This is a genomic window from Aureimonas phyllosphaerae, assembly GCF_047943035.1.
In the GTDB taxonomy this organism is placed as follows: Bacteria; Pseudomonadota; Alphaproteobacteria; order Rhizobiales; family Rhizobiaceae; genus Aureimonas; species Aureimonas phyllosphaerae.
Window position 1 is genome coordinate 1,189,034 of record NZ_CP181348.1, and the last position, 13,498, is coordinate 1,202,531.

12 protein-coding genes and 1 pseudogene are annotated in these 13,498 nt (G+C 70.1%); all 13 read left to right on the forward strand.

Annotated features, from left to right (window positions below; translation table 11 throughout):
- Positions 1–12: 12 nt before the first annotated feature.
- Complete coding sequence (locus tag ACLNGM_RS05480; RefSeq protein ID WP_416357523.1) at positions 13–999, forward strand: Gfo/Idh/MocA family protein; 987 nt, start codon at positions 13–15, stop codon at positions 997–999.
- A 106-nt stretch (positions 1,000–1,105) separates the two neighbouring features.
- Positions 1,106–1,981 (forward strand): annotated as a pseudogene (gene mepA, locus ACLNGM_RS05485) (penicillin-insensitive murein endopeptidase); the annotation flags it as partial.
- 304 nt (positions 1,982–2,285) lie between these two features.
- Positions 2,286–3,311, forward strand: coding sequence for a glucokinase (locus tag ACLNGM_RS05490; protein WP_416357524.1), 1,026 nt, complete (start codon positions 2,286–2,288; stop codon positions 3,309–3,311).
- Positions 3,312–3,389: 78 nt separating this feature from the next.
- On the forward strand, positions 3,390–5,186 hold the full coding sequence (locus tag ACLNGM_RS05495; RefSeq protein ID WP_416358390.1) for an ABC transporter ATP-binding protein: 1,797 nt from the start codon (positions 3,390–3,392) through the stop codon (positions 5,184–5,186).
- Positions 5,187–5,200: 14 nt separating this feature from the next.
- The gene (dapB, locus tag ACLNGM_RS05500; RefSeq protein WP_090963678.1) at positions 5,201–6,013 is read left to right on the forward strand and encodes a 4-hydroxy-tetrahydrodipicolinate reductase; all 813 of its coding nucleotides are present in this window, start codon (positions 5,201–5,203) and stop codon (positions 6,011–6,013) included.
- A 39-nt stretch (positions 6,014–6,052) separates the two neighbouring features.
- Positions 6,053–6,673: a 2,3-bisphosphoglycerate-dependent phosphoglycerate mutase gene (locus ACLNGM_RS05505; protein WP_416357525.1), complete on the forward strand. Its 621-nt coding sequence runs from the start codon at positions 6,053–6,055 to the stop codon at positions 6,671–6,673.
- A 159-nt stretch (positions 6,674–6,832) separates the two neighbouring features.
- A complete protein-coding gene (locus tag ACLNGM_RS05510; protein ID WP_416357526.1) occupies positions 6,833–7,846 on the forward strand; it encodes a sulfate ABC transporter substrate-binding protein in 1,014 nt (337 codons plus the stop codon).
- A 220-nt stretch (positions 7,847–8,066) separates the two neighbouring features.
- Positions 8,067–8,960, forward strand: coding sequence for a sulfate ABC transporter permease subunit CysT (cysT, locus tag ACLNGM_RS05515; protein WP_416357527.1), 894 nt, complete (start codon positions 8,067–8,069; stop codon positions 8,958–8,960).
- Positions 8,944–9,849 carry a sulfate ABC transporter permease subunit CysW gene (gene cysW, locus ACLNGM_RS05520; RefSeq protein ID WP_416357528.1) on the forward strand — a complete coding sequence of 302 codons (906 nt, stop codon included), beginning with the start codon at positions 8,944–8,946 and terminating at the stop codon, positions 9,847–9,849. Before cysT ends, cysW begins: the two co-directional genes overlap by 17 nt.
- An 18-nt stretch (positions 9,850–9,867) precedes the next feature.
- Positions 9,868–10,896, forward strand: coding sequence for a sulfate/molybdate ABC transporter ATP-binding protein (locus ACLNGM_RS05525; protein WP_416357529.1), 1,029 nt, complete (start codon positions 9,868–9,870; stop codon positions 10,894–10,896).
- Between the two features lie 85 nt (positions 10,897–10,981).
- A complete protein-coding gene (locus ACLNGM_RS05530; protein ID WP_416357530.1) occupies positions 10,982–11,656 on the forward strand; it encodes a DUF7002 family protein in 675 nt (224 codons plus the stop codon).
- Positions 11,657–11,726: 70 nt separating this feature from the next.
- Positions 11,727–12,452 (forward strand): GntR family transcriptional regulator, encoded by a 726-nt coding sequence (locus tag ACLNGM_RS05535; RefSeq protein WP_416357531.1) that lies wholly within the window; start codon positions 11,727–11,729, stop codon positions 12,450–12,452.
- Positions 12,453–12,525: 73 nt separating this feature from the next.
- Complete coding sequence (locus ACLNGM_RS05540) at positions 12,526–13,488, forward strand: dihydrodipicolinate synthase family protein (RefSeq protein ID WP_416357532.1); 963 nt, start codon at positions 12,526–12,528, stop codon at positions 13,486–13,488.
- Positions 13,489–13,498 lie beyond the last annotated feature (10 nt).

The following is a 13,498-nucleotide window of genomic DNA, read 5'->3' on the forward strand; positions in this document are numbered from 1 at the left end:
GGGAGGGGACGCATGCTGCGTTGGGGAATTCTGTCGGGTGCCAAGATCGGGCGCGAGCATGTCATACCGGCTCTCCTGAAGGCGGAGGGCTGCGTCTTGGAGGGGATCGCCAGCCGCGACGAGGCGCGGGCGCGCGAGCTCGCCCGTCACTTCGGCGCGCCCCGCGCCTTCGGCTCCTACGAGGCGCTTCTCGCCAGCCCCGACATCGACGCGGTCTATGTGCCGCTGCCGACCGCCGCGCACGTGGAATGGGCGGTGAAGGCGGCGGACGCCGGAAAGCATGTCCTCGTCGAGAAGCCGCTCGCGCTGCGCGCCGCCGACATCGCCCCGGTGATCGCAGCGGGCGACCGCGCGGGCGTGACGGTCGCCGAGGCCTTCATGGTGCGACACCACCCGCAATGGGCCAAGGTCCGTGATTGGATCGCGGCCGGCCGGATCGGGCGCCTTCGCCTTGTGCAGGGCGCCTTCTCCTATTTCAACGACGACCCCGGCAACATGCGCAACCAGCTCGATCTCGGCGGCGGCGCCCTGCCCGACATCGGCGTCTATCCCGTGGTCGCGACGCGCCTCGTCACCGGCCTCGAGGGCCGGACGGCGCGCGCGCGGATCGAGCGCGACGCGCGCTTCGGCACCGACATCCTCGCCGAATGCGAGGTCGAGTTCGAGGGCTTCCGCTTGAGCTTCTACGTCGCGACGCAGCTCGCCGCGCGCCAGACCATGGTGTTCCACGGCACCGAGGGCTTCATCGAGGTCGATGCCCCCTTCAATGCCGGGCTCTACGCGCAGGCCGCCGTCCACTGCCACGACCGCGGGCACGCCCACGCCGAGACCGTGCGCTTCGGTGGCGTCGACCAGTACCGGCTGCAGGCCGAGGCCTTCGCGCGCGCGGTCGCCGGCTCGGGCGAGACGCTGTTCACGCTGGAGGAATCGGTGCTCAACCAGCGGGTGATCGACGCGTTCTACGCCTCCGCCGAAGCGGGCGCGGTGGTTCCCGTCTGACTTACGCCCTCCCGGTGCCATCCCCGCGCAAGCTTCAGGCCAAGCGTTGGCCTTAGTTTCGGCCGATCTGTCGGGCTCATCGCAGCCGAACGGAAGGGCTGGGCGCATGGCGGGATCGATGAAGCTGGGACGGGTGGTCGGACTGGGGTTGGCGCTCGGCCTCGTCATGACGGGCGCGGCGAGGGCCGAAACCCCCGCCAAGGACCTGTTCTCGGCCGAGCACTATCCCTCGGCGGCACCGGCGCAGAGCATCGGCTTCTATTCCAAGGGGTGTCTGGCCGGCGGCATGGCGATGCCCAAGGACGGCCCGACCTGGCAGGTGATGAAGCCCTCGCGCGACCGCGCCTATGCCCATCCCGCCCTGATCAAGCTCCTGCAGCGCCTGTCGGTGGACGCCCGGCGCGAGGCCAACTGGCGCGGCCTCCTGTTCGGCGACATGGCGCAGCCGCGCGGCGGCCCGATGAAGGACGGCCACGCCTCGCACCAGATCGGCCTCGATGCCGACATCTACCTCACCGAGATGCCGAACCGCCGGCTGACGGACGACGAGCGCGACCACATGCCGTTGCCCTCCGTCATCGACAAGCGCACCCGCCACATTGACCTGAAGCGCTGGCGGCCCGAGATGATGAAGCTCATCCGCACCGCCGCCACCGAGCCGGAGGTCGAGCGGATCTTCGTGCATCCCGGCATCAAGGAGCAGCTCTGCAAGACGGCCGGGCGCGACCGCGCCTGGCTGAACAAGGTGCGGCCGATGTACGGCCACGACTACCATTTCCACGTTCGCATGGTCTGCCAGCCGGGTTCGCCCAACTGCAAGCCGCAGGAGCCGACCGTGAAGGGCGACGGCTGCGACAAGCTGGACTGGTGGTTCGACGTGGCGCTGCAGCCGCCCAAGCCGAGCGCCAAGCCCTACAAGAAGCCGCCTCCGATCTTCCTGTCGGCGCTGCCGCGCGCCTGCGCGGCCGTCCTGAAGCAGCCGGACGCCGCGGGTGCGCGGGCCGCCGCGCCGGTGCGTGCCGCGCCCGTGGCGGCTGAAGCCCCTGTGATGGCCGACGATTTCGATGGCAACGTGCCAATGGCGCTGGCTCCCGAGCCGGCGCCGCGCGCCTCGGCCGCCCCGGTTCCACCCGCCGCGGTGCCGGACGACGGGGGCTTCGCCATGCCGCGCATGCGCCCGGCCGGCTGAACGCCGCGCCCCGGCGAAACGGCGCTCCGGCGGTCTTTTGCCGGATGACGCCGGATGCTATGGCGCGAGGCTTCAAAGGGCAAGACGGAGGGTTTCCATGGGTTCGGCGAGCAAGGGCACCGAGGGTCTCCGGTTTCCGATCCTGATCGGCGACATCGGCGGCACCAACGCGCGCTTCGCGCTCCTGCGCGACGCCCGGGCCGAGCCCGAGACCTTCCCGATCGTCCAGACGGCGGACTTTCCCAACATCGACGACGCCATCCGCGCCGCCGTCTTCGACAACACGGCCGAGCGCCCGGTGACGGCGGTGCTGGCCATCGCTGGCCCGGTCGACGGCGACGAGATCGACCTCACCAACTGCCCCTGGGTGGTGCGCCCGCGCACGCTGATCGCCGATCTCGGCTTCCAGGAGGTGCTTGTCCTCAACGATTTCGAGGCGCAGGCGCTCGCCGTCTCGGCTCTGCCCGACAGCGGCCGGCAGGCGATCGGCGGCGGCACGGTGCGCGAGGGCTCAAGCCGCGTCGTGGTCGGCCCCGGCACGGGGCTTGGCGTCGGCGCGCTGGTGCACGCGCGCGGCATGTGGATCCCGGTGGCGGGCGAGGGCGGCCATGTCGATCTCGGCGCCCGCACGGCGCGCGACCGCGAGATCTGGCCTCATCTCGAGACCATCGCCGGGCGCATCTCGGGCGAGCAGATCCTGTCGGGCCGCGGCCTCGTCAACCTCTACCGCGCGATCTGCGCGGCCGACGGGGTCGAGCCGACCCATCCGACGCCCGCCTCCGTGACCGAGGCCGCCCTCAACGGGCGCGACGGGCAGTCGGGCGAGGCGGTGCAGCTTTTCGCCGAATATCTCGGCCGTCTCGCGGGCGATCTCGCGCTCCTCTTCATGGCGCGCGGCGGCGTCTACATCGCCGGCGGCATCTTCCAGCGCATCATCCCGATCGTCCACGCGCCCGAGATGCGCGCCGCCTTCGAGGACAAGGCGCCGCACGAGGCGCTGATGCGCGACATCCCGCTCTTCGTCATCACGCAGCCGCTCGCCGCCCATGTCGGGCTCGCCGCCTATGCCCGCAACCCGCAAGCCTATGGTCTCGAGACCGCCGGCCGACGCTGGGTGGGTTGAGGCAGCCGCAACGCGAGGCCCCGTAGGCATCCCGCCGTCGACGCGCTATAGAGCCGCCGAACGAGGTTGGTGGCGTTGATCGGAACCAAGAAGAGCCTGTCCCTGTCCGACGGGGCCGAGCGCGGCGAAGCGCTGCGGCTGCTCAGGCGCATCTTCGCCGAGAACGGGCGCGAGCACATCCGCGGCTATGCCTTCGCGAGCGTCTGCCTCGTGCTGGTGGCGCTGTCGACCGCCTTCCTCGCGTGGATCATGCGCGACGTGATCGACGAGATCTTCGTCGAGGGCAACCGCGCGGTCCTCTTCTCGCTGCCCTTCGCCGTGTTCGTGTCGTTCCTCGTGCGCGGCCTTGCCTCCTACGGGCAGGGCGTCGTTCTCGCGCGCATCGGCAACGACATCGTGGCGCGCTACCAGCGCCGGCTGTTCCGGCATCTCACAGAGCTTTCGGTCGACTTCTACGGCGAGAACCGTTCGGCCCAGCTCGCCGCGCGCATCAACCAGAACGTGACGGGCGTGCGCGAGACGCTGAACCTCACGGTCACCTCGATCGCGCGCGACCTCCTGACGCTGATCTTCCTGATCGGCGCGATGATCTGGCAGGACTGGGTCCTGTCGCTGATCGCGCTGACCGCCGGCCCGCCGATCGCGATCATGATCTCGAACCTCTCGCGCAAGCTGCGCAAGGCGACGCGCCAGTCGGTCGACCTCAACGCGCGGGTGCTGGGCTCCATGCAGGAGACCGCGCAAGGGATTCAGGTCGTGAAGGCCTTCACGATGGAAGAGCTCCTGCGCGAGCGCACCGAAGGTCTGATCCGGCAGGCCGAGGAACGCTCCAACCGCATCGCCGTCATCACCGAGCGCTCCGGGCCGGTGACCGAAACCGTGGCGGGCCTTGCGGTCGCCGCCGTGATCGCCTGGTCGGGCTACCGCTCGATCGTCTACGGCTATTCGCCGGGCGCGATGTTCGCCTTCATCACCGCGCTGCTTCTCGCCTACGATCCCGCCCGGCGCCTCGCGCGCCTGCAGGTGCAGCTCGAAAAGGCGCTGGTCAACGCGCGCATGATCTACGAAATCCTCGACGAGCCGCCGCGACAAGTGGACGCGCCGGGCGCCGAGGCTCTGACGGTCACGCGCGGCAAGATCGTGTTCGAGGACGTGCGCTTCCGCTATCCCGGCGGCGAGGACGTCCTGCGCGGCATCGGCTTCACCGCGCCGGCGGGACGGACCACGGCGCTGGTCGGGGCTTCGGGCGGCGGCAAGTCGACCGTCCTGGCGCTTCTGGAGCGCTTCTACGATCCCGCGGCCGGGCGCATCACGATCGACGGGCAGGACATCCGCGCCGTCACCAAGCATTCGCTGCGCACCAGGATCGCCTACGTCCCGCAGCAGCCGGTCCTCTTCGAAGGCACGATCCGCGACAACATCCGTTTCGGTCGCCCGGCGGCCTCCGACGCCGAGGTGGAGGAGGCGGCGCGCCGGGCGCAGGCCGAGGAGTTCATCCTCGCCCAGCCGCTCGGCTACGAGACACCGGTCGGCGAGAGCGGCGCGACATTGTCGGGCGGCCAGCGCCAGCGCCTGTCGATCGCCCGCGCACTCCTGCGCGACGCCCCGATCCTGGTGCTGGACGAGGCGACCTCGGCGCTGGATTCGCGCTCCGAGGTGCTGGTCCAGCGGGCGCTGGAGGAGGCGATGCGCGGTCGCACCGTGCTCGTCGTCGCGCACCGCCTCTCGACGATCGTCGGAGCCGACCAGATCCTCGTCGTCGATCGCGGCCGCATCGCGGAAGGCGGCACCCACGCCGAGCTCAGCCGGCGGCCGAACGGATTGTATGCCCGCTTCCACGCGCTCCAGTCGGGCGCGGGCGAGACGGTGGACTGAAGGGACGACAGGTGATGGACGCGATGCGGCTGGTGATCCTCGGGGCGGGCGGGCGCATGGGCCGGACGCTGGTGCGTCTCGCTTCCGAGGCGCCGGAGTTCGCGGTCGCCGCTGCCGTGGAGCGGCCGGGCTCGGCCCATCTCGGCGACGACGCCGGCACGCTCGCCGGGGTCGCCGCGCTCGGTGTGCCCGTGTCGGACGACCTCGAGGCCGCGCTGCGCGAGGCCGACGGCGTGATCGACTTCACCGCGCCAGCCGCCAGCGTCGCGCTGGCGCTTCAGACCGCGCGGCGCGGGCTGGTGCACGTCATCGGCACGACGGGCTGCTCGGCCGACGACGATGCGGCGATCGCGGCGGCGGGTCGCGATGGCGCGCGGATCGTCAAGTCCGGCAACATGAGCCTCGGGGTCAATCTCCTGTCGGTGCTCGTCGAGCAGGCGGCGCGTGCGCTGGGGCCCGACGCCTTCGATCTCGAGATCCTGGAAATGCACCACCGCCACAAGGTCGACGCGCCCTCCGGCACGGCGCTGCTCCTTGGGCATGCGGCGGCGGCGGGGCGCGGGATCGATCTCGCCGACCGGTCGGTGCGCGTGCGCGACGGCCATACGGGACCGCGTCCGCAGGGGACAATCGGCTTCGCCACCCTTCGCGGCGGCTCGGTGGTTGGCGACCACGAGGTGATCCTGGCCGGCGAAGGCGAGCGCATCACGCTAAAGCACCACGCCGAGGACCGGGCGATCTTCGCGCGCGGGGCGCTGCGCGCCGCGCTCTGGGCGCGAAGCCAGCCGCCGGGCCTCTACTCGATGCGCGACGTCCTCGGTCTCTGATCCTTTTCCTCCGTCCTCAAGCCAAGGGAGCCAAAGCCCATGTCCCGTACTCTCGTCCTCGTCCGCCACGGGCAGAGCGAATGGAACCTCAAGAACCTCTTCACCGGCTGGCGCGACCCGGACCTGACGGAGCTCGGCGTCGAGGAGGCGCGCGCCGCCGGCCGCCGCCTGAAGGATGCGGGCCTGCGCTTCGACGTCGCCTTCACCAGCGTCCTGTCGCGCGCCCAGCGCACGCTCGCCCTCATCGAGGGTGAACTCGGGCAGGGCCCGATCGAGACGCATCGCGACCAGGCGCTGAACGAGCGCGACTACGGCGACCTGTCGGGCCTCAACAAGGACGACGCCCGCGCCAAGTGGGGCGAGGATCAGGTCCATGTCTGGCGCCGGTCCTACGACGTGCCGCCGCCGGGCGGCGAAAGCCTGAAGGACACGGGCGCGCGGGTCTGGCCCTACTACATCCATCGCATCCAGCCGAAGGTGCTGTCGGGCGGCACGGTGATCGTCGCCGCCCACGGCAACTCGCTGCGTGCCCTGATCATGGCGCTCGATGGGCTGACGGGCGAGGAGATCGTCGCGCAGGAACTCGCGACCGGCGTCCCCATCGTCTACCGCCTCAACGCCGACTCCTCAGTCGCGTCGAAGGATGTCCTGTCGGCTTAGGATCTGTCGCGGACCGGGGCTTCGTACCCCCGGTCCGCGATATCGAATTGTCTATTACATGACCGGATTTAGTAGATCATTCCTATCCTGATGGGTCGTTGCCCTTTAGCTTCCTTCCATCGAAGCTCGGGCTCTCGGCCAAAAAAGGATTTTCCGCGAATGCGTCTGTCCCTGTCGCTTGGAATTGCCGCCGCCGCCCTGATGGCGCTCAGCCTGCCGGTCTCGGCCCAGACCCTCCTCAACGTCTCCTACGATCCGACGCGCGAACTCTACCGCGACTTCAACGCCGCCTTCGCCGAGCACAGACAAGCGGACGGCAAGGACGCGCCGACCGTGCGCATGTCGCATGGCGGCTCGGGAGCGCAGGCGCGGACCGTGATCGACGGCCTCGACGCCGACGTCGTGACGCTGGCGCTCCAGGCCGACATCGACGCCATCGCCAAGGCGACGAAGAAGATTCCCGAGAACTGGCGCACGCTGCTGCCGCACAACTCCTCGCCCTACACGTCGACGATCGTGTTCCTGGTGCGCAAGGGGAACCCGAAGGCGATCAACGACTGGGGCGACCTCGTGAAGGACGGCGTCCAGGTCATCACGCCGAACCCGAAGACGTCGGGCGGTGCGCGCTGGAACTATCTGGCAGCCTGGGCCTGGGCCAACAAGCAGTACGGCGGCGACGCCGAGAAGGTGAAGGGCTTCGTCGGCGACGTCTACCGCCACGTCCCGGTGCTCGATACCGGCGCGCGCGGCTCGACCACGACCTTCGTCCAGCGCGGCATCGGCGACGTGCTGCTCGCCTGGGAGAACGAGGCGTTCCTGGCGCTCGAGGAGCTCGGTCCCGACCAGTTCGAGATCAAGGTGCCCTCGATCTCCATCCTCGCCGAGCCGCCGGTGGCGCTCGTGCCGGGCAACACCGACACCAAGGGCACGACCGAGGTGGCCAAGGCCTATCTCGATTACCTCTATTCGCCGGAGGGCCAGACCATCTCGGCCAAGCACTACTACCGCCCGTCGGAGCCCGAGAAGGTCACCGACAAGGCGCTTCTGGAGCGGTTTCCCCAGATCGATCTCGTGAAGATCGACGACGCCCAGTTCGGTGGCTGGGCGAAGGTCCAGCCCGAGCACTTCGGCGACGGCGGCATCTTCGACCAGATCTACAAGCCCGCCAACTGAGACGCGCGAGGCCCTTAAGCCCGGGTGCCTACGATCCCCGGCGCCTCGGGCATCCTCCCGACCCGATGCGCTCCCCGGTCCCGCCGCTCCCATCGGCGGGGCCGTCCTCCTGCCGCCGGATGATCGGCGCGGCAAGCCGGCGGTATCGCCGCGCGGCTTGCCGCGCTATTTTGCCACCCAAGCGCCCACCACCTTCAGCCGACGTCTCGTCAGGAACCGCATGGCTTCGACAACCGCCGATCGCCCGGCCTTTCATTTCCGCCAACCGAGTGTCGTACCGGGCTTTGGCCTGTCGCTGGGTGTGACGCTGGCCTATCTCAGCCTGATCGTGCTTCTGCCGTTGTCGGCCTTGGCGGTGCGTGCGGCGGGGCTCGGGCTTTCCGACTTCCTGGCGCTGGCCGGCGACCGGCGCGTCGTCTCGGCGCTGACCCTGTCGTTCGGCGCCTCGCTGGTCTCGGCCGTCGTCAACGCCGTGTTCGGTCTGCTGCTCGCCTGGGTGCTCGTGCGCTACCGCTTCCCCGGCAAGCGATTGGTGGACGCGGCGATCGACCTGCCCTTCGCGCTGCCGACCGCCGTCGCCGGCATCGCGCTGACCTCGCTCTACGCGCCGAACGGCTGGGTCGGGCGGCTGTTCGCGCCGGGCGGCCTCTTCGCGCCGCTGTTCGGCGAGGGGGGCCTTCGCATCGCCTATTCGCCGCTCGGCGTCATCGTGGCGCTGACCTTCGTGTCGCTGCCCTTCGTCGTGCGCACCGTGCAGCCGGTGCTGGAGGAGATGGACGGGGAGCTCGAGCAGGCCGCCGCGACGCTCGGCGCGGGCCGCCTCCAGACCGTGTTCCGCGTCGTGCTGCCGACGGTCACGCCGGCGCTCCTCACCGGCTTTGCGCTCGCGCTCGCGCGCTCCATCGGCGAATACGGCTCGGTGATCTTCATCGCCGGCAACATCCCCTACGTGTCGGAGATCGCGCCGCTTCTGATCGTGATCCGGCTGGAGGAGTTCAACTATGCCGGCGCGACCGCGGTCGCCGCGCTGATGCTGGTCATCTCCTTTGCGATCCTGCTTGCGATCAACGTCATCCAGACCTGGAGCCGCCGGAGGTATGGCCTTGGCGCTTGATACGACCCTTGCGGCCGCGCCCGGCGTGGAAGCCCTGCGCCCGCGCCGACCCTCGCCGACCGACGAGAGCCCGGCGGTGAAGTGGACGCTGATCGCGGTGGCCATGCTGTTCCTGGCGCTGGTCCTCTTCCTGCCGCTCGTCGCCGTGTTCGTCGAGGCGCTGCGCGGGGGCGTTAGCGCCTTCCGGCAGGCCGTCACCGACCCGGACGCGCTCGCCGCGATCCGGCTGACGCTGACCGTCGCGGCGATCGCGGTGCCGGTGAACCTCGTCTTCGGCCTGTGCGCCGCCTGGGCGATCGCCAAGTTCGAGTTCCGCGGCAAGACGCTGCTGACCACCTTGATCGACCTGCCCTTCTCGGTCTCGCCGGTGATCGCGGGCCTCGTCTTCGTGCTCCTGTTCGGCGCGCAGGGCTACTTCCACTGGATGGTGCAGGCGACCGGCATTCCGATCGTCTTCGCGCTGCCGGGCATCGTGCTCGCCACCGTGTTCGTCACGCTCCCCTTCGTGGCGCGCGAGCTGATCCCGCTGATGCAGGAACAGGGCACGGGCGACGAGGAGGCGGCGATCTCGCTGGGCGCCGGCGGCTGGCAGACCTTCCGGCGCGTGACGCTGCCGAACGTGAAGTGGGCACTCCTCTACGGCGTGCTCCTTTGCAACGCGCGCGCCATGGGCGAGTTCGGGGCGGTGGCGGTGATCTCCGGCAAGATCCGGGGCGAGACCAACACGATGCCGCTCCATGTCGAGATCCTCTACAACGAGTACGCCTTCTCGGCGGCCTTCGCCGTGGCGACGCTGCTTGCCATGCTGGCGCTCGTCACGCTCTGCCTCAAGACCTTCCTCGAATGGCGCTATGCCGGCGACATCAAGGCCAGCCGCGGCGGCCACTGACATGACGGGTTCCCACTGATGAAGATCGGCGTGCGCAACATCCGCAAGGAATTCGACCGCTATCCCGCGCTCCACGACGTCTCGCTCGACATCCGCTCGGGCGAGCTGATCGCGCTGCTCGGGCCGTCGGGCTCCGGCAAGACGACGCTTCTGCGCCTCATCGCGGGGCTCGAGTTCCCGACCGCGGGCCGGATCCTCTTCGGCGACGAGGACGCCTCGACCAAGAGCGTGCAGGAGCGCAACGTCGGCTTCGTGTTCCAGCACTACGCCCTGTTCAAGCACATGACGGTGGCCGACAACATCGGCTTCGGCCTGTCGGTGCGCGAGCGCGCCTCGCGGCCTTCGAGCGCGGAGATCCGGCGCCGGGTGCAGGAGCTTCTCGACCTCATCCAGCTGCCCGACGTGGCCAAGCGCTACCCGATGCAGCTGTCGGGCGGCCAGCGCCAGCGCGTGGCGCTCGCCCGGGCGCTGGCGATCGAGCCGAAGGTGCTGCTTCTCGACGAGCCCTTCGGCGCGCTCGACGCCAAGGTGCGCAAGGACCTGCGGCGCTGGCTGCGCGAGTTGCACGAGCGCACCGGCCACACCACGGTCTTCGTCACCCACGACCAGGACGAGGCGGTGGAGCTCGCCGACCGGGTCGTCGTCATGAGCCAGGGCCGGATCGAGCAGGTGGGCTCGGCCGACGACATCTACGACCGGCCGCAGAGCCCGTTCGTCTTCTCCTTCATCGGCCAGTCGAACGAGCTGCCGGTCGAGGTGCGCGGCGGCGAGATCGCGTTTGGCGGCGTGCCGCTCGGGCGCACCGACGCGCGCGACGGGTCCTGGCGCATGTTCGTGCGCCCGCACGACTTCGAGGTGCTGGCGCCGAGCGCGCGCGGCCTGTCCGGCCAGATCGCGCTGACGCGGCGCGTCGGCGGGGCGCGCATGGCCGAGTTCAACCTCGCCGACCCCGCACGCCGGATCGAGGTCGAACTGCCCGCCCACGCCCCGAGCGAGGCCGGAACACCCATCACCGTGATGCCAAAACGCTGGCAACTCTTCGCCTGAGCCGAGAGCGGCGCGACATCGCGCCGCCTGCCGGGCCGTCCCGCCGCCGCCCATCTTCCGCTCGGGCGACCGACGGGAGGGGCGATTGAGCGAGGACGAGCTGTCCGAACTGATCCGGGACTGTCCAGTCCTCTACCATATGGCGGCCGCCGGTTCCTGGCCGTCGATCCGGCAGCACGGGCTCTGGGGCACCAGCGCGCTGCTCGACCTCTTCGAGGTCACGGGCGACGCGCGGCGGGCGCTGGAGGCGCGGCGGCCGGCCTCGGTCGAGATCCGCCATCCCCGGCTGGGGCGAGCTGTGATCCGCGACCAGAAGCCGATGAGCGACCGGAGCCTCGCGGCCTGCCTCGAGGACGGGCTGGCACCGGCGGACTGGTACGCGATCCTCAACGCGCACGCCTTCTTCAGCCTCACCCGCGCCCGCCTCCTGCGCATGCTGAACGCCGGCTCCTATCGCGCAGAGGCGCATGACGTGATCGAGGTGGACACGGCCTCCCTGGTCTCCGCCCATCGCTCGCGCATCACGCTCGCAGCGATCAATTCGGGCTTTGCCCAGCGCCGCGCCGTCCCGCGCGGGCGCTCGACGTTCCTCGGCATCGACGACTACCCCTATGCGGAGTGGAAGCGCCGCCGCGCGCGGGGCGAGCGCGTCGTGGAACTGGCCGTCGAGCCGGGGGTCCCGGACATCGCCTCCCACGCGCGGCGCGTGGTGCGCATGCAGGGCGGGGCCGAGCTCGAGACGCTGTGGTTGCGAGGCTGACGCGCGGCCGCACTGGCCTTCTCGCCGCCGCCTGCCTAAAGCTCCGGGAAATACCGCCCGAGGAGCCGTCATGAGCGAGACTGTCGACCCGTCGATCCCGGAGCGGCGCCGTGGCTCGGGGGCACGGCTCGTCTACGAGCAGCTGCGCGACGAGATCCTCGACCTCCATCTGTCGCCGGGCAGCCCGATCGACGAGGTGGCGCTCGCCGAGCGCTTCGGCCTGTCGCGCACCCCGATCCGCGAGGCGCTGGTGCGTCTCCAGGGCGAGGGACTGGTGACGGCGCTGCCGAACCGCTCGACCCTCGTCGCCTCGCTCGACGCCGCCGCCCTGCCGCCCTTCTTCGACGCGCTGGTTCTGATGTACCGCGTGACGACGCGGCTGGCGGCCGAACACCACCGGGCGGACGATCTCGATGCGATCCGCGCGCGACAAGTGGCCTTTGCAGGCGCTGTCGCCGCGCAGGACGCGCTGGCCATGATCGCGACCAACGCCGCCTTTCATTCGGCGATCGCGGACAGCGGGCGCAATCCCTATTTCGCCTCCCTGTTCGACCGGCTGCTGAACGACGGGCGCCGGCTCCTGCGCCTCTATTACGACTCCTACCAGGACCGCCTGCCGCCCCGCTTCGTCGAGGAGCACGAGGACCTGATCGCAGCGATCGCCGCGCGCGATGTCGATGAAGCCGACAGGCTCGCCGGCATCCATGCCGAACAGATCGTCGAACAGATCGACCGGCTCATGAAGCGGCGGTCCGATCTGGCGATTCCGCTCGCGCGGGCCTCTGTCGACAAATAAAATACAAGATGCTAGAACGGCTCATGGGCGCGAGAGAGCCGTCGCGCCGGCCCGAACCTTCAGGAGCCCCGCGATGTCTTCGTCCGTCTTCTCCGGCGTGATCCCCGCTCTCATGACCCCGTGCAAGCCCGACCGCACGCCGGACTTCGACGCGCTGGTGGCGTTCGGCCAGCGCATGATCGCCGCCGGCATGTCGGCGGTCGTCTACTGCGGGTCGATGGGCGACTGGCCGCTCCTGACCGACGCGCAGCGCATGGAAGGCGTCGAGCGCCTCGTGAAGGCCGGCGTGCCGGTCATCGTCGGCACCGGCGCCGTCAACACGGCCTCGGCCGTCGCCCATGCCGCCCATGCCGCGAAGGTCGGCGCCAAGGGCCTGATGGTGATCCCGCGCGTCCTGTCGCGCGGCACGGTGCCCGCCGCCCAGAAGGCGCATTTCAAGGCGGTGCTGTCGGCCGCGCCCGGGCTTCCGGCGGTCATCTACAACAGCCCGTACTACGGCTACGCCACCAAGGCCGACCTCTTCTTCGCCCTGCGCGCCGAGCACCCGAACCTCGTCGGCTTCAAGGAGTTCGGTGGCCCGGCGGACCTGCGCTACGCCGCCGAGCACATCACCAGCCGCGACGACGGCGTGACGCTGATGGTCGGCGTCGACACCGCGGTGGTCCACGGCTTCGTCAACTGCGGCGCGACCGGCGCCATCACCGGTATCGGCAACGTCCTGCCGCGCGAGGTGCTGCATCTGTGCGCGCTCGCCCGGGCCGCTGCCAAGGGCGATGCCGACGCACGCCGGCAGGCGTTGGAACTCGAAGGGGCGCTCGCCGTCCTCTCCTCCTTCGACGAGGGGCCGGACCTCGTCCTCTATTTCAAGCACCTGATGGTGCTGAAGGGCCATGACGAGTTCGCGCTGCAGTTCAACGAGACCGACGTCCTGTCGGATTCGCAGCGCGGTTTCGCCGAGGCGCAGCTGAAGCTCTTCGACGCCTGGTACGCCAGCTGGTCGAAGACCGCCTCCCACGCGCCGCGCCTTGCGGCCTGACGACCGCGAA